This is a genomic window from Phyllobacterium sp. MT110, assembly GCF_058792715.1.
In genome coordinates this window covers 474,051-499,698 of the sequence record NZ_JBXAFE010000002.1, presented here as the reverse complement: position 1 = coordinate 499,698, position 25,648 = coordinate 474,051, and the positions used below count along the sequence as shown (strand labels likewise).

25 protein-coding genes and 1 riboswitch are annotated in these 25,648 nt (G+C 59.9%); of the genes, 9 read left to right on the top strand and 16 right to left on the bottom strand.

The window, feature by feature from the left end:
- Positions 1–17: 17 nt before the first annotated feature.
- Positions 18–2,003: a transketolase gene (tkt, locus tag AC1Q5O_RS14005; RefSeq protein WP_492563708.1), complete on the bottom strand. Its 1,986-nt coding sequence runs from the start codon at positions 2,001–2,003 to the stop codon at positions 18–20.
- Between the two features lie 296 nt (positions 2,004–2,299).
- On the opposite strand from tkt, the gene AC1Q5O_RS14000 reads away from it, so the two are divergent.
- Positions 2,300–2,572: a DUF4164 domain-containing protein gene (locus tag AC1Q5O_RS14000; protein WP_223613713.1), complete on the top strand. Its 273-nt coding sequence runs from the start codon at positions 2,300–2,302 to the stop codon at positions 2,570–2,572.
- 27 nt (positions 2,573–2,599) lie between these two features.
- Positions 2,600–2,965, top strand: coding sequence for a cell division protein ZapA (locus tag AC1Q5O_RS13995; protein WP_223613714.1), 366 nt, complete (start codon positions 2,600–2,602; stop codon positions 2,963–2,965).
- Positions 2,966–2,995: 30 nt separating this feature from the next.
- On the opposite strand, the gene AC1Q5O_RS13990 is transcribed toward AC1Q5O_RS13995, so the two are convergent.
- From AC1Q5O_RS13990 to AC1Q5O_RS13970, 5 genes are all read right to left on the bottom strand, one after another.
- Positions 2,996–4,813 (bottom strand): ABC-F family ATP-binding cassette domain-containing protein, encoded by a 1,818-nt coding sequence (locus tag AC1Q5O_RS13990; protein WP_492563706.1) that lies wholly within the window; start codon positions 4,811–4,813, stop codon positions 2,996–2,998.
- A 155-nt stretch (positions 4,814–4,968) separates the two neighbouring features.
- A complete protein-coding gene (locus AC1Q5O_RS13985) occupies positions 4,969–5,340 on the bottom strand; it encodes a YMGG-like glycine zipper-containing protein (protein WP_223613716.1) in 372 nt (123 codons plus the stop codon).
- Between the two features lie 143 nt (positions 5,341–5,483).
- On the bottom strand, positions 5,484–5,774 hold the full coding sequence (locus AC1Q5O_RS13980) for a YMGG-like glycine zipper-containing protein (protein WP_223613717.1): 291 nt from the start codon (positions 5,772–5,774) through the stop codon (positions 5,484–5,486).
- Between the two features lie 103 nt (positions 5,775–5,877).
- Complete coding sequence (locus AC1Q5O_RS13975; RefSeq protein WP_464661648.1) at positions 5,878–6,504, bottom strand: thiamine diphosphokinase; 627 nt, start codon at positions 6,502–6,504, stop codon at positions 5,878–5,880.
- 54 nt (positions 6,505–6,558) lie between these two features.
- A complete protein-coding gene (locus AC1Q5O_RS13970; protein WP_492563703.1) occupies positions 6,559–6,756 on the bottom strand; it encodes a hypothetical protein in 198 nt (65 codons plus the stop codon).
- A gap of 157 nt (positions 6,757–6,913) precedes the next feature.
- Positions 6,914–7,030, top strand: a riboswitch (TPP riboswitch).
- Positions 7,031–7,074: 44 nt separating this feature from the next.
- Here AC1Q5O_RS13970 and thiB point away from each other — a divergent pair.
- From thiB to AC1Q5O_RS13950, 4 genes are all read left to right on the top strand, one after another.
- Positions 7,075–8,094, top strand: a complete 1,020-nt coding sequence (thiB, locus tag AC1Q5O_RS13965) for a thiamine ABC transporter substrate binding subunit (RefSeq protein WP_492563700.1) — start codon at positions 7,075–7,077, stop codon at positions 8,092–8,094.
- 4 nt (positions 8,095–8,098) lie between these two features.
- Complete coding sequence (gene thiP / locus AC1Q5O_RS13960; protein ID WP_492563699.1) at positions 8,099–9,733, top strand: thiamine/thiamine pyrophosphate ABC transporter permease; 1,635 nt, start codon at positions 8,099–8,101, stop codon at positions 9,731–9,733.
- A complete protein-coding gene (gene thiQ / locus AC1Q5O_RS13955; RefSeq protein WP_492563698.1) occupies positions 9,726–10,478 on the top strand; it encodes a thiamine ABC transporter ATP-binding protein in 753 nt (250 codons plus the stop codon). The genes thiP and thiQ overlap by 8 nt, the downstream gene beginning before the upstream one ends.
- Positions 10,479–10,720: 242 nt before the next feature.
- On the top strand, positions 10,721–12,148 hold the full coding sequence (locus AC1Q5O_RS13950) for a M48 family metalloprotease (RefSeq protein ID WP_464663130.1): 1,428 nt from the start codon (positions 10,721–10,723) through the stop codon (positions 12,146–12,148).
- Positions 12,149–12,198: 50 nt separating this feature from the next.
- Here AC1Q5O_RS13950 and AC1Q5O_RS13945 read toward each other — a convergent pair whose 3' ends face one another.
- The 6 genes from AC1Q5O_RS13945 to AC1Q5O_RS13920 form a co-directional block, all read right to left on the bottom strand.
- Positions 12,199–12,807, bottom strand: coding sequence for a CarD family transcriptional regulator (locus AC1Q5O_RS13945; protein ID WP_223613722.1), 609 nt, complete (start codon positions 12,805–12,807; stop codon positions 12,199–12,201).
- Between the two features lie 352 nt (positions 12,808–13,159).
- Positions 13,160–13,498, bottom strand: coding sequence for a ferredoxin FdxA (gene fdxA, locus AC1Q5O_RS13940; protein WP_105734377.1), 339 nt, complete (start codon positions 13,496–13,498; stop codon positions 13,160–13,162).
- 327 nt (positions 13,499–13,825) lie between these two features.
- Positions 13,826–14,230, bottom strand: a complete 405-nt coding sequence (locus AC1Q5O_RS13935; RefSeq protein ID WP_223613723.1) for an RNA-binding S4 domain-containing protein — start codon at positions 14,228–14,230, stop codon at positions 13,826–13,828.
- A 14-nt stretch (positions 14,231–14,244) separates the two neighbouring features.
- Positions 14,245–17,301: a helicase-related protein gene (locus tag AC1Q5O_RS13930; RefSeq protein WP_492563695.1), complete on the bottom strand. Its 3,057-nt coding sequence runs from the start codon at positions 17,299–17,301 to the stop codon at positions 14,245–14,247.
- A 683-nt stretch (positions 17,302–17,984) separates the two neighbouring features.
- On the bottom strand, positions 17,985–18,710 hold the full coding sequence (gene phbB / locus AC1Q5O_RS13925) for an acetoacetyl-CoA reductase (RefSeq protein ID WP_105734374.1): 726 nt from the start codon (positions 18,708–18,710) through the stop codon (positions 17,985–17,987).
- 130 nt (positions 18,711–18,840) lie between these two features.
- Positions 18,841–20,025, bottom strand: a complete 1,185-nt coding sequence (locus tag AC1Q5O_RS13920) for an acetyl-CoA C-acetyltransferase (RefSeq protein ID WP_464661656.1) — start codon at positions 20,023–20,025, stop codon at positions 18,841–18,843.
- Positions 20,026–20,298: 273 nt separating this feature from the next.
- Here AC1Q5O_RS13920 and phaR point away from each other — a divergent pair, with 273 nt between their 5' ends.
- On the top strand, positions 20,299–20,910 hold the full coding sequence (gene phaR, locus AC1Q5O_RS13915) for a polyhydroxyalkanoate synthesis repressor PhaR (RefSeq protein ID WP_105734372.1): 612 nt from the start codon (positions 20,299–20,301) through the stop codon (positions 20,908–20,910).
- A 90-nt stretch (positions 20,911–21,000) separates the two neighbouring features.
- The gene (locus AC1Q5O_RS13910) at positions 21,001–21,438 is read left to right on the top strand and encodes a GlcG/HbpS family heme-binding protein (RefSeq protein WP_223613726.1); all 438 of its coding nucleotides are present in this window, start codon (positions 21,001–21,003) and stop codon (positions 21,436–21,438) included.
- Positions 21,439–21,471: 33 nt separating this feature from the next.
- Here AC1Q5O_RS13910 and AC1Q5O_RS13905 read toward each other — a convergent pair whose 3' ends face one another.
- Positions 21,472–22,371 carry a LysR family transcriptional regulator gene (locus AC1Q5O_RS13905; protein WP_223613727.1) on the bottom strand — a complete coding sequence of 300 codons (900 nt, stop codon included), beginning with the start codon at positions 22,369–22,371 and terminating at the stop codon, positions 21,472–21,474.
- A gap of 165 nt (positions 22,372–22,536) precedes the next feature.
- Between AC1Q5O_RS13905 and AC1Q5O_RS13900 the strand changes: the two genes are divergently transcribed.
- Positions 22,537–23,997, top strand: coding sequence for an MFS transporter (locus tag AC1Q5O_RS13900; RefSeq protein WP_492563693.1), 1,461 nt, complete (start codon positions 22,537–22,539; stop codon positions 23,995–23,997).
- A gap of 60 nt (positions 23,998–24,057) precedes the next feature.
- Here the strand turns inward: AC1Q5O_RS13900 and AC1Q5O_RS13895 are convergent, their stop codons facing one another.
- The 3 genes from AC1Q5O_RS13895 to mtgA form a co-directional block, all read right to left on the bottom strand.
- The gene (locus tag AC1Q5O_RS13895; protein ID WP_105734368.1) at positions 24,058–24,462 is read right to left on the bottom strand and encodes a hypothetical protein; all 405 of its coding nucleotides are present in this window, start codon (positions 24,460–24,462) and stop codon (positions 24,058–24,060) included.
- Between the two features lie 83 nt (positions 24,463–24,545).
- Complete coding sequence (gene rpmF / locus AC1Q5O_RS13890) at positions 24,546–24,728, bottom strand: 50S ribosomal protein L32 (RefSeq protein WP_008121851.1); 183 nt, start codon at positions 24,726–24,728, stop codon at positions 24,546–24,548.
- Positions 24,729–24,906: 178 nt separating this feature from the next.
- Positions 24,907–25,644, bottom strand: a complete 738-nt coding sequence (gene mtgA, locus AC1Q5O_RS13885; protein ID WP_288193000.1) for a monofunctional biosynthetic peptidoglycan transglycosylase — start codon at positions 25,642–25,644, stop codon at positions 24,907–24,909.
- Between the last annotated feature and the right edge of the window lie 4 nt (positions 25,645–25,648).

Here is a 25,648-nt window from a genome sequence, read left to right as displayed (position 1 = left end):
AGCGGTAAACCCGCCGATTATTTCAACTTGCCTTCCGCAGCCGCGACGATGGCTTCCGCGGTGATGCCGAAATGCTTGTAGAGCTCTTCGATCGGGCCGCTGGCACCAAAACCGGTCATGCCGACAAAGATACCATCGAGGCCGATGAAACGGTCCCAGCCGAGGCGGATCGCAGCTTCCACCGCAACCTTGACCGGAGCATCGCCGATCAGCGCGCGCTTGTAGTCTTCGCTCTGCTGTTCGAAGAGTTCAAAGCAGGGCACGGAAACGACGCGGGCCGGATGACCATCCTTTTCCAGCTGCGCACGGGCCGCCAGAGCAATTTCGACTTCCGAACCGGTCGCGAAAATCGTCACCGCAGCCTTGCCGCTGGCCGGAGCCAGTTCATAGGCACCGTAGGCGCACTTGTTCTCGTCGACGTGGTCGGTGCGGACCGTCGGCAGGTTCTGGCGTGTCAGCGCCAATGTCGACGGCGTCTTGCGGGATTTCAGCGCCAGTTCCCAGCATTCCACCGTCTCCACGGCATCCGCCGGACGGAAGACGTAGTTGTTCGGAATGGCGCGCAGGGCTGCCAGATGTTCGACCGGCTGGTGCGTCGGACCATCTTCACCAAGACCGATGGAATCGTGCGTCATCACATAGATGACGCGGATGCCCATGAGGCTGGAAAGGCGCATGGCGCCGCGGGCATAGTCCGAGAAGGTCAGGAATGTGCCGGAATACGGAATGAGGCCGCCATGCAGCGCCATGCCGTTCATTGCAGCGGCCATGCCATGCTCGCGGATGCCGTAATGCACATAACGCTGGCCGTAATCATCGGGGCTGATGTTCTGGGTCTGGCTGGTCTTGGTGTTGTTGGAACCGGTCAGATCGGCGGAACCACCGATGGTTTCGGGAACGACACCGTTGATGACCTCAAGCGCCATTTCCGATGACTTGCGGGTCGCGACCTTCGGCTTGTCTTCCGAAAGCTTCTTCTTGTAGGCCGTGATCGTGGCTTCGAAATTGCCGGGCAGATCGCCGCGGATACGGCGCTCGAACTCCGAGCGGGTTTCCGCATCGGTCGCCGCAAGGCGCTGTTCCCATGCCGCATGCTCCTTGGCGGAGCGCAGACCGGAGGCGCGCCAGGTATCGAGAATATCAGCGGGAACGACAAATGGCTCGGATGTCCAGCCGAGTGCCTTGCGTGCACCGGCAAGTTCTTCCGCACCGAGCGGCGAGCCGTGCACCTTGTTGGTGCCGGCCTTGGTCGGCGCGCCGAAACCGATGGTCGTCTTGCAGGCGATCAGGGTCGGCTTGTCGGACTTGTGGGCCTTTTCAATCGCCGCAGCAATCGCATCCTGGTCATGACCGTCGACATTGATCGAGTTCCAGCCGGAAGCCTCGAAACGGGCGCACTGATCCGTATTGTCGGCCAGCGACACCGGGCCGTCGATGGAAATATTGTTGTGGTCCCAGAAAACGATGAGCTTGTTCAGCTTGAGATGACCGGCAAGCGCGAGGGCTTCCTGGCTGATGCCTTCCATGAGGCAGCCGTCACCGGCGATCACATAGGTATGGTGATCGACGAGCTTGTCGCCGTAATGGGCATTCATGATGCGTTCGGACAGTGCCATGCCCACGGCATTGGCCAGGCCCTGGCCGAGCGGGCCCGTGGTGGTTTCGATGCCGGCGGCGTGGCCATATTCGGGATGACCGGCCGTGCGCGAGCCGAGCTGGCGGAAATTCTTGATCTGGTCGATGGTGATGTCTTCGTAACCCGAGAGGTAAAGCACCGAATAGAGCAGCATCGAGCCATGTCCGGCGGAAAGGACAAAGCGATCGCGGTCGGGCCAATGTGGCGCCTTCGGATCGTGCTTGAGAAAACGGGTATAAAGAACGGTCGCAATATCAGCTGCGCCCATGGGAAGGCCGGGATGGCCGGAATTGGCCTTCTCCACTGCATCGGCCGACAGAAAGCGGATTGCATTGGCCATTTGGTTGGATTTATCAGAATTGGTCATGTGTACCGTCTTTCGAAGAGGATAGGAAATGCCGTTTCTGGACGCCGGTTCAGACAAGATCCAAAAGGCACGCGACACATAGCAGGTGTCATCAGGGAGTCAATAAAACCTAAGTCAAATTGAGGCGTTCGAAAAGCAGGCTCTTTCGTCGCAGACGCTTATTATCGGTGCATGACTGGACTGTGACAACGCGGATTGATTGACGCGACGTTGATGTGCCCTCTAGACTTCGGCGCATAAGCTGTTCTTCTTTTTGCGATTCGCGTAAAAGAGCGACACACAGGGGAAACGCGAAAATGGCACCGGAAGCCACCCTCAAGCAGGTTCTGGAACGATTGGCAAAAGCCTTGGCTCATCTCGAGGACGCGGTTGACATGCGCCTTGAGCAGGAGGGTGACTTTGCCGAAGCCGAGGAAGAGGTCCAGCGCATGAACATGGACCGGCGCAGGCTGGCCCAGGAGCTGGACGCATCGGAAGGACGTGCGGAACGTCTGGAAGCAGCCAACAAGGAAGTCTCCCGCCGTCTCGTAACGGCGATGGAATCCATTCGCACCGTACTGGACCGGTAATACCGCTATCAGCTGAAAGAGACGCCCATGGCCACTGTAACAGTTACGATTGACGGCAAAGCCTACCGGATGGCCTGTGACGAAGGCCAGGAACAGCATCTGACCGGCCTGGCCGAGCGGTTCGACCGTTACGTGACGCACCTCAAATCGTCGTTCGGTGAGATCGGCGACCTGCGCCTGACCGTCATGGCCGGCATCATGATCACGGACGAGCTGCATGAATTGCAGATGCGGGTGAAAGGGCTTGAAAACGAGGCGGACGCCCTGCGCAAGAGCCGCGATGAAGCCTTGCAGAGGGCGGACAAGAACGACACGGCCATCACCGGCGTTCTTTCCGAAGTCACCACGCGGATCGAAAACCTCGCTGCCAAGATTGCGCCCAAGGCGACCTGATCCTGCCGCGTTGGCCGAACAGGTGAGGCTCTAGCCCTCGATTTCCTCGCGCAGCATTTCCAGCTCGAGCCATTCTTCCTCAAAGCGCTCGAGATCGTGCCGCTTCTTGCCAATCTCCTCGACGGTCTTGTTGAAGACCTGCGGGTTTTTGGCAAAGAGGTTCGGATCGGCAAGTTTTGCCTCGAGCCTGTGGATGTCGGCGTGCAGCGCTTCCATCTTGCCCGGCAGGTTTTCCAGCGCGAATTTCTGCTTGTACGACAGTTTGCGCTTTTCCTCGCGCTGCACTGCGGTTTTCTCTCCGGCGGCTTCGGTTGCGGCCGGTGACCTGGCCGTCTTCAGCTCCTTGCGCGTCGCCAGCGCTTCCTTGCGCTGCGCCAGCATGTCCGTATAGCCGCCGGCATATTCGAGCCAGCGCCCGTCGCCTTCCGGCGCAATCACCGATGTTACGGTACGGTCGAGGAAATCGCGGTCATGGCTGACCAGGAGCACGGTTCCGGCAAAACCGGACACCAGCTCCTGCAGGAGGTCGAGCGTTTCCATGTCGAGGTCGTTGGTCGGCTCGTCGAGCACCAGCAGATTGGCCGGGCGGGCCAGGACGCGCGCCAGCATGAGCCGCGCCCGTTCGCCGCCCGACAGTTCGCGGATCGGCGTGCGCAACTGCTCCGGCTGGAACAGGAAGTCCTTCATGTAAGACGCCACATGGCGCTGTTCGCCGTTGACGATGACATTCTCGCCGCGCCCGTCGGTCAGATAATCGGACAGGGTTTGGTCAAGGTTGAGACTGTCGCGCTTCTGGTCCAGCACGGCGATTTCAAGATTGGTGCCAAGGCGCACGAAACCGCTGTCCGGGGCAAGCAGGCCTGTCAGCATGGAGAGAAGCGTGGTCTTGCCGACACCGTTCGGACCGACAAAGCCGACGCAGTTGCCGCGCTGGATGCGCGTGGAGAAATCCTTGACCAGCACGCGCTCGCCATAGGCCTTGACCAGATGCTCGGCCTCGATCACCAGCTTGCCGGATTCCCTGGCATCGCTGGCCTTCAGGACGGCGGTTCCCTGCGCACGGCGATGATTGCGGAATTCCCCGCGCATGGACTGGAGTTCGCCGAGACGCCGCATGTTGCGCTTGCGCCGTGCCGTAACGCCGTAACGTAACCAGTGTTCCTCGCGCACGATCTGGCGGCCGAGCTTGTGCAGATCGCGCTCTTCTTCCTCCAGCACCTTGTCGCGCCATTCCTCGAAGGCGCCAAAGCCCTGGTCGAGCCGTTTCGTAACGCCGCGGTCAAGCCAGACCGTCGAGCGGCTGATGTTTTCCAGAAACCGCCGGTCATGGGAGATGACCACGATGCTGGAGCGGATCTGGCGCAATTCGCTTTCGAGCCATTCAATTGTTGTCAGGTCGAGATGGTTGGTCGGCTCGTCGAGAAGCAGGATATCGGGCTGGGGGGCGAGAACCTTGGCCAGCGCCGCACGCCGCGCCTCGCCGCCAGACAGATTGTCCGGCTTTTCCTCGCCGGTCAGGCCGAGATGTTCAAGAATGTAGCTGACGCGGTAGAGATCGTCCGCCGGTCCCAGACCCGCCTCGACATAATCGCGGACATTGGCAAAACCTTCCATGTCGGGCACCTGGGCGAGATAGCGGACGGTGACGCCGGGATGGCGGAACACTTCGCCGTCGGTCGGCGTGATGAAGCCCGCCGCGATCTTGAGCAGCGTCGACTTGCCGGACCCGTTGCGGCCGACAAGGGCAATGCGATCGCCCTCGCTGACGGAAATCGCCGCATCGCTGAGGAGCGGCGTGCCGCCAAACGTCAATGCAATCCGGTCAAGACGAAGAAGGGGTGGAGCCATGGGTTTTTCAGTTCTGGAAAAGGAGCGCAATTGCCGGACATCAGTGCCGACGGGCGCTTGTCGGCGAGATTGGCGCCGCTGTCAAATATCTTTATGGCATAAAACAGAACAGGCCGGAAAACCGGCCTGTCTGGATCCGTTCAGCAACGTGCCGCTCAGTAGCCGCCGTTGTTGTAACCGTTGTTGTTGTATCCGCCATAGGCAGCGCCGCGGCCGCCATTGCCTTCGCAGGGGGCGTTGTAGATGCTGCCATCGGGCCGCTGATAACGGCAAAGATTCTGATTGCCGTTGCCGCCACCGCTTGGCGTCGTTGCCGTACCGACAGCAGCACCGAGAAGCGCGCCGCCGGCCGCACCGATCACGGTGCTCTTGGTATTGTGTCCGAGTGCCTGTCCGGCGAGTGCGCCGACACCGCCGCCGATCAACGCGCCCGTCCCGGCCCGCTGGTTCTGTTCGCTCGTTTCACAACCGGCCAATGACATGGCCAGAAGCGCGGAAACCGCAATGGCGGTCAAACGAAAACTCATTAGTCAATCCTCTCAACATGAATATAGCGGCCATATCGTGCGGGCTTAATGCGGCAGAACAAAGATCAGCCCATGCACCCCAGCGCCTCAAACAAAAACAGGCCGGTTTCCCGGCCTGTTCCGCTTTCCCTGATGGGGAAGGATTAGTAACCGCGGCAAGGCGCGCGATAACGCTCGCCGTAACGGTTTTCATATGTGCAGTAACGGCGGCCATCATTGTTGGCCGTTGCGGCACCAACAGCCACACCACCAACACCACCGATGGCAGCACCAGCCAGTGCGCCACGGCCACCACCGATTGCACCACCAGCCAAAGCACCAAGTGCTGCACCGCCAACGCCATAACCCGCTGTACGCTGCTCACTTGTTGTGCAACCGGCTACCGAAAATGCCAGAAGTGCGGCAACTGCTACTGTCGACAAACTTTTCAACATGGAAGACCTCTCCCGTTTCAAAACTAAACTAACCAGCTTGCGTCCCCAATGCTGTGCCGCAAGAATTGCACTTTCCGCGTTGTTTTACAAGCGGTTCGCAATTTTACGGCGCAGCAATCAGGACTGCATTGCCTGAACGAAGCGATACGTGGAGATTTCCACACACGGCATTCGACACTGTAAGCGATGAACCGAAAGAAAGTTCCATATTTTCCAGCGGCCATCGCGCACCATGGATAAATAATCCGCGCAGGGACGTAAAGGCCACAATGCTGAATACCGTTCCATCGGCAAAATCGAACGCATAGTCTCCTGCAACCAGGGGATGCGCTTCCTCGCTTCCGCTGGAGAGAATGATCTTCCGGCCTTCCGCCGCATGGCGGGTGGCCATGGTCAGGTGCAGCAGGGTGTGGTCGGTGCGTTCACCGCCAAAGGCGCCGCACAGGATCACTTCGGTGGCGCCCAGCCGGTAGGCCTCGTTGAGTGCCAGTTCGCCGTCGGTCATGTCCTTGGCGGCCGGAAAAACCGAACGCGGCACATGCGCATAGCGTTCGGCAAGTTCAGGCGATGTCGAATCGAAATCGCCCAGCCACAACTCGGGTTCAACGCCCAGCGCCTGCGCATGGGCAATGCCGCCATCGGCGGCAAGAACGCGCGCCCCGGCAATGAGATGCCGAAGACGGTCGGTGACGTGAACGGTTCCACCAAGAAGAAGGACGAATTTGCTCATGCACCGGCCATAGCATGGCACAAGCCGGTCGCACAGGGCATCCGTGTTTCTCGGTTAAACGAAGCGCCCGAGTGCAATCGCGGCCATACCGGCAATCGCCACGCCGATGGCCAGAAACAGGCTCGGATAGAGCTCCGGGATGAATTTCTGCCGGCGCGGACGAAGGAGGATCGCCTTGCGGCGGGCGTTTTGGGAAGCCGGGTTCTGCTGCGCCCTGACATGGGAATGATAAAAACCGTGACCACGAAACATGATTGACCCTTTCCATCGGAAAACAGCCGCACGGGATGTTTTCGCTGGGGACAATAGGCGCGCCAGTATCAGCTTTCGATTTGGCAGAACCGGCAAAACATAAAGATTTCATAAGCATCGACCGCTTGCACGGCTTCGGCCGAACCTCTATCCTTGTCACGCTCTAACGGGGTGCCGGTCGCATGGACCGGCTGAGAGGCGCACGGGGAAACCCTGCCAACCCGCGGAACCTGATCCGGTTTGTACCGGCGGAGGGATTAGACGCGGCAGATTTGCCGGCGCACCAATCCTTTTGAACACTGCTGATAGGAGGCGCCGATGCGGCCATTCGAGACTATTGTAAAAACAGCGGCCATTGTGACCGCTCTGTTCGCCGTCATTCCCCTTGGCACCGCGCATGCCGAAGGCAAACTCACCGTCTACACCTATGAAAGCTTCACCGCCGAATGGGGTCCCGGCCCGAAGGTCAAACAAGCCTTCGAAAAGCAATGTGCCTGCACGGTCGAATTCGTGGCGGTTGCCGATGGCGTTGCCCTGCTCAACCGGGTCAAGCTGGAAGGCGAGTCAACCAAGGCGGATGTGGTGCTCGGCCTCGACACCAACCTGACCTATGAGGCCAGGCAAACCGGCCTGTTTGCCCCCCATGGCATCGACACCTCCGCCGTGAGCATCCCCGGCGGCTACAAGGATGATACCTTCGTTCCCTACGATTACGGCTATTTCGCCGTCATCTATGATTCCGAGAAGCTGAAGACGCCGCCGGAAAGCCTGAAGGAACTGGTCGAAGGCGACCCGAAGCAGAAGATCGTCATCGAAGACCCCCGCACCTCGACGCCCGGTCTCGGCCTGCTGCTCTGGGTCAAGTCGGTCTATGGCGACAAGGCGGGGGAAGCCTGGGCAAAGCTGAAAGACCGCGTGCTGACCGTCACGCCCGGCTGGTCGGAAGCCTATGGCCTCTTCACCAAGGGCGAAGCGCCGCTGGTGCTGTCCTACACGACGTCGCCTGCCTATCACCTGATCGCCGAGCGCGTGGACCGCTACAAGGCCATTTCGTTCAGCGAAGGCCATTACCTGCAGGTCGAAGTCGCTGCCCAGACCGTCAACGGGGCGAAAAACCCGCTATCGGCGCAGTTTCTTGCCTTCATGACCAGCCCGGCGTTTCAGGACGCGATTCCTGAAAACAACTGGATGTATCCGGCTGCGAAAACCACCGACGCGCTGAACCCGGCCTTCGAAACCCTTGTTCAACCCGTCAAGACCCTGGCCTTCCCGTCCGAAGAGGTCGCCAAGAACCGTAAAGCCTGGATCGACGAATGGCTCGCGGCCATGAGCCTGTAGCATTGTGATTGCCATCCGCAGTTTCAGACCATGGGCGGGGGCATGCGCCCTCGCCTTTCTGGCGGCACTTGCGGGTGGCGCACTTCTCAGTCTCGCATCCGAAGCGCTGCGCGGCGGCGTGGAAGGTTTTGCCGCATTCGACAGCTATCTGTGGCGGGTGGCTCGGTTCACGCTGGTGCAGGCGCTCCTGTCCATGCTGCTTGCGGTTGCCCTTGCCATTCCACTCGCGCGCGCCTTGCATGAACATCCCGCCTTTCCCGGCCGCGCGCTGATTCTGCGCCTGTTTGCCCTGCCCTTGGCCTTACCCGCACTTGTTGCGGTGCTGGGTATCACCAGCATCTATGGCCGCAACGGCCTGCTGGCCTTTGCTTTCAGCAGCCTCGGCATGGACACCATACCCAATATTTACGGGCTTCCCGGCATCCTTCTCGCCCACGTCTTTTTCAACCTGCCGCTGGCGACCCGGCTGGTGCTTGCAAGCCTTGATTCCATTCCTTCGGATTACTGGAAACTCGCCGCGCAGCTCGGCATGGGCGGTTGGGCACGCTTCCGCCTGATCGAATGGCCGGTCATCCGCCGCAATCTGTCCGGTATTGCCGGGCTGATCTTCATGCTCTGCATCACCTCGTTCACGATCGTGCTGACTCTGGGCGGCGGACCGCGTGCCACCACGCTGGAAGTGGCGATCTACCAGTCCCTGCATTTCGATTTCGATATTGCCCGCGCCGTCTCGCTCACATTGCTGCAACTGGGCCTGACCATCGCCGTGCTGCTGCTGCTCGGCCTGACGGGCAAACCGGCAGACGAAGGCTTCAGTCTTCAGACGACCACGCGGCGCTTCGAGCGGCCGGGCCGTGCAGCGCAATGCGTCAATACAGCGATCATTCTCCTCGGACTGCTCTTTGTCGGCCTGCCCATGGGCGGAACCGTTGTCTCCGGGCTTGGCGCCGACCTGGCGCGCCTGATGAGCGAATCCATCGTCTGGCGCGCCATTGCCACAAGCATCGTGCTTGGCGCGGCCGCGGCCCTGCTCTCCCTCGCGCTGTCGCTGTCGCTTGTCATCGCCCGGGAGTATCAGCAGAGCCGGCGGCGAACGGTTTCGCCGGGTCTGTTCGAACGGTCACTGGATCTGGGGGCGAGCCTGATCATGGTGGTGCCGCCCATTGTCATCGGCGCCGGCTGGTTCATCCTCTCGCGCCATGCCATCGACCCGTTCAGCCTTGCGCCCGTCATGGTCATCGGCGTCAATGCCGCCATGGCCGTGCCCTTCGCCTTCCGCATCCTGCGCCCGGCCTGGGATACGGCTGCAAGCCGCCACAACCGGCTTTGCCTCCAGCTCGGCATCACCGGCTGGGACCGGCTGCGCCTGATCGACTGGCCGGCTTTGCGCCTGCCCATGGGTGTTGCCTTCGCCTTTGCCATGGCCCTGTCGCTGGGCGATCTTGGAACCATCGCGCTGTTCGGCAATGATTCCATCCAGACCCTGCCTTTCCTGCTCTTGCAGCGCATGGGAAGTTATCGCACACAGGATGCAGCGGGACTTGCGCTGATCCTTGGGGTCCTGTGCCTGCTCTTGATGTTCGCAGCCGACTGCGGTGCGGCCAGCCTCGCCCGACAGGACAATGCAAGAGATGGCTGAACAAACGGAAAAGATCACAACCGGCGGCGCCGCGATCCGGCTTGATGCCGTTCGCTTCGATTACGGCGATATGGCCATGCGTTTCGACCTTGCCATCGCACCGTCGTCCATTGCCGCCATCATCGGGCCGAGCGGCGCGGGCAAATCCACGGTTCTCAATCTCATTGCCGGTTTCGAGGCACCGCTCTCCGGCCGCGTGCTGATCGGCGATGCCGATGTCACGCATGTCGAACCATCCCGGCGCCCGGTTTCCATGGTGTTTCAGGACAACAATCTCTTCGCCCATCTCGACGTTGCCGCCAATGTCGGTCTTGGCCGCAGGCCGGGCCTGCGCCTCGACGCGGCGGATCAGCAGGCGGTCCACGACGCCATCGCCAAGGTTGGGCTTGCGGGCAAGGAGACGCGCAAACCGGCGGCACTGTCGGGCGGGGAACGCCAGCGCGTTGCCATCGCCCGGGCGCTGGTGCGCAACCGGCCTGTACTGTTGCTTGATGAAGCCTTTGCTTCACTTGGTCCAGCATTGCGCCATGAAATGCTTGATCTGGTCGGACAACTGCAAAAAGATACTGGAATGACTGTTGTGATGGTCACCCACCATCCGGACGATGCTTTGCGTTTACCATCAACGCTGTTCTTTCTCGAAAATGGCCATGTGGCAGCATCGGGGCCCGCGGGCGAATTGCTCTCGGCCAAAGGCCCCTCCCTGTTGCGAAAATATCTCGGCTCGCAAGAGTTATCACTTTGACATATTTTGTACTCAATGGGTCTCATAAGAAATCAATGTAATTCTTGCCCCAGCCTGCTCAACGGGCTAGCTAGAAAGTAAGCACACCGATTCCGCAGGCAAAAGACGAGTGAGAACTTGGCTTTAGCGTTTGCACTGGCGCCGCACGACATGAGGACATGATTCTGGGTTCGCACATTCTCCCCATCGGCAATCGACGGTTCCATCCGGCAGTACGAAGCACGACCGTGGTTTCGACGACCCTGCTGCTCGCCTTTCTGTCGGGCTGCCAGGTGCTCAACGTTACCAAGGAAGATGCGCTCGGCCCGTCCTCAAGCCCTGTCATCGTCGACAATGTCTCGAAGAATGACCGGCTGGCCAAACTGAGTGCCGAACAGCATCCCCGCATCCTGGCCACCTATGGCGGCGAGTACAAGGACGCGAAGCTCGAACGCATGGTTGCCAAGGTCGTCGGCAATCTGACCACCGTATCGGACAATCCGACCCATACCTATCGCATCACCATCCTCAATTCGCCCAACATCAATGCCTTCGCACTGCCGGGCGGCTATCTCTATGTCACCCGCGGCCTGCTTGCGCTGGCCAATGACAGCGCGGAACTTGCCGCCGTCATTGCCCATGAAATGGGCCATGTGATCGCCAATCACGGCATCGAACGCCAGCAGCGCGAAGCGGAAGCCGTCATCGCCGGCCGCGTTGTGTCGGAAGTGCTGCAGGACGACCAGGCGGGCCGCGAGGCGCTCATTCGCGGCAAGCTGCGCATGGCGCAGTTCTCGCGCAATCAGGAATTGCAGGCGGATGCCATCGGCATCAAGATGATCGGCGAAGCCGGGTATGATCCGTTTGCGGCTGCGCGCTTCCTGCAGTCGATGGCCTCCTATGCGGACTTCCGCAACGTCTCCGGCGCCACCGATGCCAGCCTCGACTTCCTTGCCAGCCATCCCTCCGCGCCGCAGCGCATCGAGCTGGCGCGCGGCCATGCCCGCAAGATCGGTGCGCCCGGTGTCGGCACGACGGACCGCGATTCCTTCCTGCAAGGGATCGACGGGCTGCTCTATGGCGACACGCCGGAAGAAGGCTATGTCCGCGGCCGCACCTTCGTGCATCCGCTGCTCGGCGTCAGCTTCACCGTGCCGGACGGCTTTGTCATCGACAATTCCGCAGCCGCCGTCATGGCAACCGGACCCGGCGAAGTCGCGATCCGCTTTGATGGAACCCAGGTTTCCGGCAAGACATCGATGGTCGACTACATGCGCAGCGGCTGGGTAACCGGCCTGGACAATGCCAGCGTCAAGGCGACGACATTCAACGGCATGCCTGCCGCCACGGCAAAAGCCAAGGCGGACCGCTGGGAGTTTGATATTTTCGTCGTGAATTCCGGCGACCGCATCTATCGCTTCCTGACGGCAGCGCCCACGGGCAGCACGGCTCTGATGCCGGCAGCGCAAACGGTGACGCAGAGCTTCCATTTGCTGACGGCGCAGGAAAAGGCCAACATCAAGCCGCTGCGGATCCGCGTTGTCACGGTCAAGGCGGGCGATACGCTCGCCAGCCTCTCCAGCCAGATCATGGGCACGGACCGCAAGCTGGATCTCTTCCGGCTGATCAACGCCCTGCCGCCCGGCGGCACGGTTTCCGTCGGCGACAAGATGAAGATCATCAGCGAATAACAAAAAGCCCGGTAGAACCGGGCTGTTTGTTGAAAGGGATGAACCCGCTGTTACGCGGCTTCTTCCTGTTCGTCTTCAACGGAAATGTCCGCATCAGCTTCGGTTTCTTCAGTCTTCGCGCCGCGCTTGGGACCTTTGGCGAGATTGACTTCGATCAGACGGACGGCTTCGGTTTCCGACATTTTGTTGACGGCGGAAATTTCACGGGCCATGCGGTCGAGCGCTGCTTCATAGAGCTGGCGTTCGGAATAGGACTGTTCCGGCTGATTGTCGGCACGGAAAAGATCGCGGACAACTTCCGAAATGGAAATCAGATCGCCCGAGTTGATCTTCGCATCATATTCCTGCGCGCGGCGGGACCACATGGTGCGCTTGATACGGGCCCGTCCCTGAACTACCTTCAGCGCACGGTCGACATAATCTGTTTCTGAGAGTTTGCGCATACCAATGGCGGTTGCCTTTGCAACCGGTACCTTCAGGCGCATCTTGTCCTTCTGAAAGTCAATCACGAAAAGTTCGAGCTTGTGGCCCGCAACTTCCTGTTCTTCGATATTGACGATCTGGCCTACGCCGTGAGCCGGATATACAATAAACTCACCCGTCTTAAATCCGATACGCTGGGCGGTCTTTTTCTGCGGAACTGCTGTCATGCGCTTCATTACTCCCTGCTGCGCCCGGCAAAACGCACCGGTTAAACCAATCACTGGAAACCGGAACCCGGTTTGTCGGCCGCCAATATTTTCACGCAAAGCAATCCGGACCAAACAGCAGGACGGGTCACAATCAAAGAACCTCAACCTGAACTGTTAAGTCCGGAAAAAATCTAGCCGATTGGTGATTTATGCTTTAGCGCCACGAAATTGACGTCCAATGATCAACATATCGCAGCACCATAACACGAAAAGTGATCAGAATCAACTTTTTGCTGCACAAGCGCAAACTAAACGCATTGCAAGACTTGATTTTCAGGGCAAATCAGTCTTGCGGGCAACTGCGGTACCCCGAATAAGTTTAGTCGCCTTCGCCCGGTTCCGGGGAGAAGTATTTCTCGAGTTTACCGGTGACGCCGTCCATTTCCTTGGCATCGCTGGGCGCATCTTTCTTCGCCGAAATATTCGGCCATTTTTCCGCATATTCCGAATTCAGCTGCAGCCAGCTGTCGAGGCCCGGCTCGGTGTCCGGCTTGATGGCCTCCGCAGGGCATTCCGGTTCGCACACGCCGCAATCGATGCACTCATCCGGGTGGATGACGAGCATGTTCTCACCTTCGTAAAAACAATCGACCGGACAGACCTCAACGCAATCCATATATTTGCAGCGGATGCAATTGTCGGTCACAACATATGTCATTTACTGGCTCCTGAAGACACCATAGTCAGCGTGTCAGCGGTTGAGGTAACGATTTGGCACCGGCCTGACAAGAGGGGAAAACGGACTGCGGCACCAGAACGCGGCCCGAAAAATCTCGACGTGCAAAAGGATTGTCTTCATCACATCAGGACCGAGCCATTGTCCAAGTCCGCAGCGTGCCATTCATCGCATCGCGATGACCTGCCGACAAGCAACCATTGTGCTCTAATATAGGTGTTGCGGAAATAATATTTTAGCCCCGCCGACGAATTTGGAGATAATTTCGATGTTTCCGCGTTTTGCCCCGCAACCCGCGACGCGGATGCGTCAATCATCGGAGCCGTTGTCCCGGCCCTTCATCAGCCGGTCGACGTCCCGCCGTTCGCGCTTGGTGGGACGGCCGCTGCCCGCATCGCGTCTGGGCAGCATGTCGAAGCGGCTCATGGCATCCTTCGGCGGTGGCGGCGGCGAAATGTCCTCGTACAGCGTCCGCGCCTCCTCGGCGGGTCCGCGCCGGGTGCCGCCGGACAGGACTTTGTAAATGAGAATGCGCCGGTCCAGCGTGATCGTCAGCACATCACCGGGTTTGACCCCGTGTGATGGCTGGTCGATCTTGTCCTTGTTGACCCGGACGTTGCCGCCCGATGCCAGCTTTGCAGCGAGGGAACGGGATTTGACCACCCGCGCGAAAAACAGCCACTTGTCGATGCGCTGTCTGTCGGTTCCCGTCATTTAGGGTCAAACCCTCACTTCTTCATCTGCTCCTTCAACGCCAGCAACTTGGCGAAGGGGGAGTCCATGTCGATCTTGACCGGGCGTTCTTCCCGCTCCGGACGCTTGCCATGATTCTGCGGCTTGCCGGAGGGCTTGCCACCTTCCTGCCGGGCGCGGTCGCCGCCGCCGGGCTTGCCGCCCTTGCCGCGGAAATCCTTGCGCTCACCGCGCTCGCCCTGAGGACCGGCATTGCGGTTCGGACGGCTTTGACGCTCCTCGCCCTGGCTGTTGCCATTGCGGGCCTGCGGTTCACGCTGATTCTCGCGCCCGCCCTGTGGACGGCGGTTGTTGTTGCGGCCTTCGAAGCGGGGAGCCTGGCGCCAGAGCAGCACCGGCTTGGGTGCTTCTTCCGCCGCTGGAGCGGTCGCGGTTTCAGCAACAGCCGCAGGCGCATCTTCGGCAGCCGCAACGGCTGCCACAGCCTCGACAACCGGTTTGACGATGGGATCACCAACCGGTTCGGCAGCCGGCACGGATTTGGTGCCTTCCGACGCAACGGCAGCCGTTTCCTGCGGGGCAGGCGCCTGGGCAACCGCATCGAGTTCGGCAACCTTGGCCGACACAACGGCTGCATCGGTTGCTTCCGAGCGGTAGCCGAGATTCTTCAGGATTTCTTCCATATCGTCGGCTGTTGCGCCGAGAATGGACATCATGGCCGGGGTGACGACGAAACGCGTGCCGTCATAGGCACCGTCGGGTCGTGTTCCGCTTCCCGGCTTCCATGCCAGTGCCGGACGGATGAGATCGGCCAGACGCTCGAGAATATCGATGCGCACGGCGCGGCGTCCGAGCAGCCGGTAGCCCGCAAGGCGGTAGAAGGCCGGATCGAAGGCCGGATCGGTGACAACCGACGTGCGGCCTGCGGACAGCACCTGCACCACATCGCCATAGCCGGGACGATCCTTGGCATCTTCCTTGAGTGCCCACAGCAGCGTTAGCAGACCTGCAGGCGCCGGTTTGAGCAATGCAGGCAGGAAGACGTGGTAGGCGCCGAAGCGCACGCCCAAACGGCGCAGGGCCGCGCGCGAATCCTGATCGAGACCGCGGACATCCTCAGCCACATCACGGCGCTGCAGCACGCCAAAATTTTCGACGAGCTGGAACGCCAGTCCCCGCGTGATCCCGACCAGCGCATCCGCGTTGGCAAGATCAACCAGCGGCTTGAGCACCGTATCCACATGATGGGCAAGGAAACGGTCAACCCGCGCGGCGACCTTGTCGCGTGCCGGTCCCGTCAACTGCTCGTCGGCCAGCAGCACCGCACGGGGCTTCAATGGCTGCTCGCCTGAGACGACCGAGGCGACCGGAGCGCCAATCCAGCGCAGCGTCCCGTCCGATCCCAGGGCAAAGTCGCCGTTCGCGGAAGCGGCAAAGCGCTCGGCGCGATTGTCGAACTCTGTCGCCAAGGCTTTTTGTGCAGCGGCCTTCACGGCTTTTGCATCGGTTCCATCGATCTGGCTGTCCGTGGTGAAACGGAATCCATCCAAACGTCCAACATGGTGCCCTTCGACAACAACGTCCCCGGCAGGGCTAATTTCGGCTTCTAGCATTGTATTCTCTCTCAGGCGCCTCATAAGCACGCTTGTCCTGCGGTCTACGAAGCGTTTCGTCAACCGTTCATGCAGTGCATCTGATAATCTGTCCTCAATTTCACGCGTCTTTTCTTGCCAATGTGCCTGATCTGCCAGCCATCCGGGCCGATGCGACACAAAAGTCCAAGTTCTGATCTGGGCAATCCGCCGCGACAAAGCATCGATATCGCCATCGGTCGTATCAGCCCGGTGCACCTGTTCGCCCATGTATGTTTCGTTAACATGACCATGTTCGACGAGATCTGTATAGATCGATGCAATAATATCCGCATGCTGCGCCGGCGCAATTTTGCGGTAATCCGGCAACGCACAGGCATCCCACAGGAGGGCCACCCGTTCCGGCGTGTTGGCCAGCGGCGCGATATCCGGATCTTTCGACAGATATTCGAGCGCCTGCTGATCCACCGCAGGCAGTGCCCGGGTCAATCCCTCCACCGGTGCGGGCGTGTCGATCGACCGTCTCAGTGCATCGAGGCTGGAGAAATCAAACCGGGCGGTGCGCCATTGCAAGATCTTGACGGAATCGAAGGCATGCGATTCCACGCGCTGCACCAGTTCTTCTGAAAAACCGGAGACCTGCCCTGTAACGCCAAACGTGCCATCGCGCAGGTGCCGCCCGGCGCGCCCGGCGATCTGGCCGATTTCGCCCGGCGACAGATCGCGGAACTGATAGCCGTCAAACTTGCGGTCCTGCGCAAAAGCCACGTGATCGACATCGAGGTTGAGCCCCATGCCGATGGCATCGGTGGCGACCAGATAATCCACATCGCCCGACTGATAGAGATCCACCTGGGCATTGCGGGTGCGCGGGCTCAATGCCCCCATGACCACGGCGGCGCCGCCATTCTGGCGGCGGATCAGTTCGGCGATGGAATAAACCTCGTCCGCGGCAAAGGCCACGATGGCGGTGCGCGGCGGCAGGCGCGTGATCTTCTTCGAGCCGGCATAGGTCAGATTGGACAGGCGCGGACGCGTGACGACGGAGATGCCGCGCAGCAGCTTTTCCAGTATGCCGCGCATGGTGGCCGCACCAAGCAGCAAGGTTTCCTGACGGCCCCGCAGATGCAGGATGCGGTCGGTAAAGATGTGGCCACGCTCCAGATCGTTGGCAAGCTGGACCTCGTCGATGGCAACGAAATCCATATCCGTCTGGCGCGGCATCGCTTCGACGGTACACACCGCATAGCGCGCGCCGGGCGGCATGATCTTTTCCTCACCGGTGATCAGCGCGACATTGGCAAGCCCTACCCGTTCGGCAACACGGTTGTAGACTTCGCGCGCCAGCAGGCGCAGCGGCAGGCCGATCATGCCCGTCTGGTGCGCCAGCATCCGCTCAATGGCGAGGTGAGTCTTCCCCGTGTTCGTCGGCCCCAGAACGGCGGTGACGTCACGACCGCTCAGGATCAAGGGAAGTTCGGGAGTAGGCATAAGGTTCATCAAAAATATCCAACACCGGCACGACGGCCTTACCAGAACCAGCAAGGCATGCCGGGCATGCACTATCCGATAGCATTATCGGCATCAGACAGAAAGTATGCGGCGACCTCAAGATAAACAATTGCGAACCGATTCACGGAGTGTTCCATTAAGAAACAGAACGCGAGCAGAACGAATCAGCGACGAATCAGCTATAGGATCAGATTCCTGCTTTGTTCACGGCCACATCTAGCTTTCCCGGGTGCGAGTCGCACAAGATGCTGAATCAGCGGGAACAGGATTTCAACGAATCGGCTCATCACCGTTAACCTTTGGCTTTTCCGCACAAAAACGGGCAGTCCGCCGTCAACCGATTTTTTGCTCTGTTAAGAAAATCGCAATATTTCCTTATAGTTAGTTAAGGAATCCAAGGTCCGGGCGCCCCGTTTCATTAACACTCCGATCAAAGGAAGAACGAATCAGCGACGAATCAGCGCTTTGTCCATTTTCCTGTTTTGTTCACGGCTACATCTTGTGCTGAAGGCGCGGGAGTCGCACCAATCCCCGAACGCACGGGAAGGAAATAGGACAAGATTCAGGAAACGCCGTTAACCTTTGGCCGCGAATATCGGGAATCGCCGCCGCACAAAACAAAAACGCCGCCGGCTGTTTCCAGCCCGCGGCGTCTTTTGATTTGCTTCCGATCAGCTGAAATACTGCCCGCCATTGGCTGTCAGCGTCGAGCCGGTGATGAAGCCGGCATCGTCAGAGGCGAGGAACACCACGCAGCGCGCGATTTCTTCCGGTTCGCCCAGACGTCCGACCGGGATTTGCGGAATGATGCGCTCGTTGAGCACCTTCTCGTCGATGGCCCGAACCATTTCCGTGCCGATATAACCGGGACAGATGGCATTGACCGTAATGCCGGCGCGCGCACCCTCCTGCGCCAGCGCCTTGGTAAAGCCGATATCCCCGGCCTTGGCCGCGGAATAATTGGCTTGCCCGGCCTGGCCCTTTTGTCCGTTGATCGAGGAAATATTGATCACGCGGCCGAATTTGCGGTCACGCATGCCGGTCCATACCGGATGGGTCATGTTGAACAGGCCGGTCAGATTGGTGTTGATCACTTCGCCCCATTGGCCTGGGGTCATCTTGTGGAACATGGCATCACGGGTGATGCCCGCATTGTTGACCAGCACGGCGACGGGGCCGTGATCGGCCTCGATCCTGGCAATACCGGCAGCGCATTCTTCATAGTTGGAAACATCCCACTTGTAGGTGGCAATACCGGTCTTTTCCGTGAATTTCTTCGCCGCGTCGTCATTGCCGGCGTAATTTGCCGCGACCTTGTACCCTGCCGCTTTCAGGGCCACGGATATGGCTGCGCCGATACCACGTGTTCCGCCCGTAACGATTGCCGTTTTGGTCATATTTCCCCTCCCTAATTCATGTTGGATCAAAGTTAGTGTTGTTGAAAAAGAGACGTGGCAGCAGCCTGGAAATTTAGTGCTGCCGGAACACGGGTTCGGCAAAGGCCGAACCCGTGTTCATTCTTGCAGATCAGTCCTTGACGCGCTCAACGCACAGGGCAATGCCCATGCCGCCGCCAATGCACAGCGTGGCAAGGCCCTTTGTGCCATTGCGGCGCTTCAATTCATAAAGCAGCGTGTTGAGCACCCGGGCACCGGATGCGCCGATGGGATGACCGATGGCAATGGCACCGCCATTGACATTGACGATGTCGGGATTGAGCCCGAGATCCTTGTTGACGGAAAGCGCCTGCGCCGCAAAGGCTTCGTTGGCTTCGACCAGATCGAGGTCCTCCACCTTCCATCCGGCCCGCTCCAGGGCCTTGCGTGACGCGGGGATTGGACCTGTGCCCATGATGGCAGGGTCGACACCGGCCGTTGCCCAGGAAACGATGCGGGCCAGCGGCTTGACATTGCGGCGCTTGGCCTCGTCCTCGCTCATGAGCACCACGGCAGCCGCGCCATCATTGAGGCCGGAGGCATTGCCTGCGGTAACGGTGCCTTCCTTGTCGAAAGCGGGCTTCAGCTTGGCAAGGGAGTCGAGTGTCGCGCCGTGACGGATATACTCGTCATCCGCAACGATCACGTCGCCCTTGCGGGTCTTGACCGTGAACGGCACGATTTCATCCTTGAACTTGCCCGCCTTCTGCGCGGCTTCCGCCTTGTTCTGCGAGCCAAGGGCGAACTTGTCCTGATCTTCGCGGGTGAACTGCCACTTGCGGGCGATGTTCTCGGCGGTATTGCCCATGTGGTAGCCATGGAAAGCGTCGGTCAGGCCATCCTTGATCATCGTATCGATCATCTTGAAATCGCCCATCTTCACGCCGCTGCGCAGATGCGCGCAATGCGGCGCCATCGACATGGATTCCTGTCCGCCCGCCACGATGATATCGGCATCGCCGGTTGCGATCTGCTGCATGCCGAGGGCCACGGCGCGCAGGCCGGAACCGCAGAGCTGGTTGAGCCCCCAGGCCGTCGCCTCCTGCGGAATGCCTGCCTCCATGGCGGCCTGGCGGGCCGGGTTCTGCCCTTCGCCGGCGCTGAGCACCTGGCCCATGATCACTTCATCGACATCGGCACCATCGACACCGGCGCGGCTCAGCACTTCCTTGATCACCGCAGCGCCGAGTTCGTGGGCCGGGACGTTGGCAAAAGCACCGTTGAACGACCCCACGGGGGTTCGCGCTGCACTGGCGATAACGATGGATTGGGTCATAGACGTCTCCTTATCATTGAGATGCTGAATTCATTCAGCTTGGCTTCCCGGACAGAATTCCCTCCCTGCGGCAGTTTGACAAGGGGCATTCGCCGCGAAGCCAAATTTATCGCCTGCAAGGCAGAGAAAGGCTGGAATGCTCTGCGCGATGGATGCGGCGCACAAATCACTTTGATTTGTGCTGCTTTCCCCCTATCCTCGCGGATATATCAGTAAGCGGGCACGCAAATTCAGACCATTTGAGTCTGATGACATGAGTTGGGGAGTTCTCTGATGGCAGCAAAAACCGGCGACGTCGTCATTAAAAAATATGCCAACCGGCGCCTCTACAATACCGGCACAAGCACCTATGTGACGCTGGAAGATCTCGCCGAGATGGTGAAGCGCAATGAGGATTTCACCGTTCAGGACGCCAAGACCGGCGAAGACATCACCCATTCCGTCCTGACCCAGATCATCTTCGAACTGGAAAACAAGGATGGGCAGAACATGCTGCCGATCCCGTTCCTGCGCCAGCTCATCGCCTATTACGGCGACCAGATGCAGGTGGTGCTGCCAACATTCCTCGAACAGTCCATGAGTGCCTTTGCCAAGGAACAGGAGCGCATGCGCGAGCAGCTTTCGGCCGCCTTCGGCAAATCGCCGATCGACATGATGAACATCAGTGCGCCGGTCAAGCTCGTCGAGGAGCAGGTTCGCCGCAATACGGAAATGCTGCAGCACGCCATGCGCATGTTCACGCCATTCCCGCTCAACAAGACGGCCGGAGCGGCCGAGGCCGACGAAACGCCCGCCGCCGAAACCGCCAAGAAGGATACCGGGCTGGACGAACTGAAAGAACAGATCGCCGCCATGCAGCGCAAGCTGGACTCCCTCGACAAATAATCCAGGCCACATCCATTTTTGACTGAATATCCGGCTCGCGCGGCGGATCGGCTTTTGCATTCCATGACCATACGAACCCAAGAGGACACCATGGCCCAACTCTCACTTTCCAAAGCCAACACCATCATCAAGGCAGCGCTTGCCAAGGGCACCGAGGCCGGCATGCGTCCACTCTCCGTCGCCGTGCTCGATGCCGGCGGCCACCTCAAGGCCTTCCAGAAGCAGGACGGCGCTTCCCTGCTGCGCTTCGAGATCGCCTTCGGCAAGGCGTTCGGCGGTCTGACCATCGGCACGGGATCGCGCACCGTTGAAAAATTCGCCAAGGAACGCCCGCACTTCGTTGAGGGGCTGGTGGCAGCATCGGGCGGCCGCGTCATCCCGGTGGCAGGCGGCGTTCTCATCAAGAATGCCAAGGGGGAGCTTCTCGGCGCGGTTGGCATCACCGGCGACACCTCCGACAATGACGAGATTGCTGCCATCGCCGGTATTCAGGCGGCCGGTTTCATCGCCGACGGCGGCCAGAGCTGATCACCGGCCCTGTTCTGGAACAGGGCAGCGGCGCTACAGGCGTGTCCCGGCGAACAGCCGGGGCGCAATGAAATCGACGAACACCCGCAGCTTCGGCGACAGATGCCGGTTTGAAGGCCAGAGCACCCAGAACTGGCCTGTCTGAACCAGACATTCGTCAAGCAGTGTGTGCAGTTCGCCGGCCTTCACCGCATCGGCCACCAGGAAATCCGGCATATAGGCAATGCCGAGGCCGCGGACCGTCGCGCCATAGAGCGCTTCCATATTGTTGCACACCAGCGCCGAGGGCAGATGCAGGTCAATGTCCGAAGCTGCTCCTCCCATGACCCAATCCTGCAGCTTGCCACTTGTCGGAAAGCGGTAGCGCAGACAGGCGTGATGCTGCAGATCGCGCAATTCCCTCGGTCTGCCGCGCCTCTGCAGATAGGCTGACGACGCGGCAAGCACCTGCCGGAACGGTCCAAGCCGGCGCGCCATCAGCGACGAATCCGGCAAATCTCCACTGCGAATGACGGCGTCGAACCCTTCTTCGATCACATTGACGATCTGGTCGTTGAAATCGAGATCAAGCTCGATTTCCGGATAGAGCTGTTCGAATTCGGGCAGGTGCGGCAGCAGGAAACGATAGCCGATCGTCGGCAGGCTCACACGCAAGCGCCCGCGCGGGGCTTCCTTGGTGCGCGACAGCATGGATTCGGCGTCATTGAGATCATCAATGATGCGGCGGCAGCGCTCATAAAACAGCTGCCCCTCCTCGGTGAGGCTGATGCGGCGCGTGCTGCGCTGGAACAGGCGCACATCCAGGTTCTGCTCCAGCCGGGCGATCGTTTTTCCAACCGCCGAAGCGGAAATACCCAGCGACCGGCCCGCCGCAACGAAACTCAGCGTTTCCGCAGACCGCACGAAAGCAAACAAACCATTCAGATTATCCATGGTCACTCTATTAGAGAAATATTGTCCGCTATGTCGGGAAGTATGGCGTAATTTTCAACGATTAAAGCCTGTGTATCATGAATTCAACCATTCCCTCCCACATTTAGATACCGCAGGTGAAAAATGACTGCCCACACACATCCGCACAGTACAGCGGAGAAGCTGATGATTCTGACCGCTGTCTGCCTGGCGGCTCTCGCCATGCCCGTCAGCTTTACCGGCCCTGCCGTCGCACTTCCTGCCATTGCCCGCGCCCTTGGCGGCAGCCCGGTCGAACTCAACTGGGTTACCAATGGCTTCATGCTGGCCTTCGGCAGCAGCCTGATGGCGGCGGGCGCGCTCGCCGACAATTACGGGCGCAAACGCGTCTTCCTGACAGGCCTTGTGCTTTTTGCCGTTTTCTCGCTGGCGCTGTCGCTTGCCACCAGCCTTGTCTGGTTTGACATCATGCGCGCGGCACAGGGTCTTTCAAGTGCCCTGGCTTTCTCGGGTGGCATGGCTGCGCTCGCCCAGGAATTCGACGGGCAGGAACGCACCCGCGCCTTCAGCATGATCGGCATCACATTCGGCATTGGCCTGTCTTTCGGGCCGATTCTCTCGGGAATGCTGATCAGTCATTTCGGCTGGCAGGCAGCAATCCTCGTCACCCTGCCGATCACCCTTGTCGCATTTAGCCTTGGTGTTTTCCGGCTGCGGGAATCGCGCGACCCCGACGCAAGGGGCATCGACTGGCCGGGCGCCATCAGCTTCACGCTGGCGCTGACGCTGCTCACGTGCGGCATATTGCAGGCGCCGGATATCGGCTGGGGCCACCCGCTCGTCATCGGCATGCTCGCCGCCGCCCTGCTCGTGTTCGGTCTCTTCGCGATCATCGAACAGCGCGCGGCACGGCCGATGCTGGACCTCAGCCTGTTTCGTTATCCGCGTTTTGTCGGCGTGCAGATCCTCGCCGCGGCTCCCGCCTATTCCTTTGTCGTCCTGCTGATTCTCCTGCCCATCCGCTATATCGGCGTGGAGGGCCTCAGCGAGGTTCAGACCGGGCAGATGATGATTGCCCTGTCGGGGCCGCTGCTCATCGTGCCATTTCTGGCAGCACTGCTCACGCGCTGGTTCTCCGCCGCGATCCTGTGCAGTGCCGGCCTTCTCCTCTCGGCAGGTGGACTGTTCTGGCTCAGCCGCTGCATGCCGGGCCAGCCGGTGGAACTGACACTCCCGGCATTGGTCTTGATCGGCCTTGGCATCAGCCTGCCCTGGGGATTGATGGATGGCCTCGCCGTCAGCGTCGTCCCAAAGGAGCGGGCCGGCATGGCAACGGGTATTTTCAGCACCACGCGCATTGCCGGTGAAGGCATTGCCCTCGCTATTGTCAGCGCCCTGCTTACCGCGCTTCTCAACTGGAAATTGGGTGCGGGTCCTGATGTCGCGCAGGCGGCCCAGAAGCTGGCAACCGGCAATATCGCCTCAGCCATGGGCCTATTGGGTCCGGTCAGCCCGGAAGCCGTGCTGCAGACCTATGGCGAAGCCTTCGGCCAGCTCCTGCAGATTCTGGCGGAGATCACCCTTGTGACGGCGCTCGCCATCTTCATCGTCATGCGCATACCGGACAAGGCAGTCATCGCCGCCTGACCGGCCCAGCGATATCAAGCCCCGGCAGATGGCCTCATTTGCCGGGGTTTTTGCATGATGTCAGCGAAAGTTGACGTCGCGCCCGGCAGACCGGAGCGAAACGGTGAATCCCGCCAGAATATCGAAAAACGCCATTGCCATCAGAATGAAGAACAGCGAATGCGAGGCGCTGGGAACCAGCAGGAATTCCACCAGAAACGCCACGAACACGAAGGTCGACAGGAGATGGTCGACCACCGAGGCATTGCTCGTGCGCGTCGACTTCATGATCTCGAAGAACAGCAGCGCCAGCGACAGCACGATCATCAGGTCGCCCAATGTCATCCGCCATACGCCGCCCGACAGCATCTGCATGGAATAGAGCTGCGTCGCCCACGGATCGGCGCCGCCAATACCCGTCAATCCGGCAACCACCAGATTGAACACAACAAGCGGCACGATCATCAATGGAATATTGGAAATCACGGCATCTGTCTCCCATCGGCATGTCATAAACAAAAAAGACCGGCACAAGGCCGGTCCTCTTTATCACGAAATCCAGGAAGGGATCAGCCTTCTTTCGGCGTCAGAACCTGACGGCCGCGATACATGCCGGTCTTCAGATCGACATGGTGCGGACGGCGCAGTTCGCCTGAATTCTTGTCTTCGACGTAAGTCGGGGCCTTCAACGCGTCGGCGGAGCGGCGCATGCCGCGCTTCGACGGAGAAGTTTTTCTTTTAGGTACAGCCATTGTTCCTGCTCCAGTAATCAGTCAAAATCCGGCGCTGGCCCGATCGAGCCTGTCACAATGGACAAAATTCCGGAAAGTTCGGCTGGGGCTATACACGGCTTGAGAGCTTTTGACCAGCATGAGTCGCATATTTTTTGTCGCAAATGCCGATATGCCGGGATTTGCGCCGACTTAGTGTCTATTTGACACAACCAATATACGCACCGGCGCCCCGCGCACGCCGTTCATTGAGCCTTGCCAGCGTTTGCAACCCCTGCCCCGGCCGCGCCGGATTGCGCGCGATGGGGTTGGGCAGGGTCACCGCGAGAAAGGCAGCCTGCCGCGGTGTCAGCCTTGCCGCACTCACCTTGAAATGGTGCTGCGCCGCCGCCTCGATGCCATAGATGCCCGGGCCCCACTCGGCAATATTCAGGTAGATTTCCATCACCCGCCGTTTGGTCAGGATCAGATCGGTCATCATCGCCAGCGGCATTTCCAGGCCCTTGCGGATGAAAGACCGGCTGTTCCACAGGAACAGGTTCTTGGCGGTCTGCATCGTGATCGTCGACGCACCGCGCGTCTGCTCGCCATCCATGGCATCGGACACAACCAGATTCATCGCATCCCAGTCGACGCCGGAATGAAAGCAGAACCGCGCATCCTCCGACATCATGACGGAATGCACCAGCACCGGGGAAATCTCGTCCAGCGATACCCAGCGCCGGTCATAACCGGAAAAAGTCACGAGGTCCTTCACCATCAAGGTGGAAACCGGATGCACGAACGGCAGCCGGTACAGGCTGAGCAGGATGATGGGGATCATCATCAGGAGGATGCCCGCCAGAATCAGGTAGCGCACGATGCGCCCCAAAGGCGAGCCGCCCGGACTGACCAGATAGCCTCCGCCTCTTTTGTTTCTGACCAGAACCCGTGTCACACCC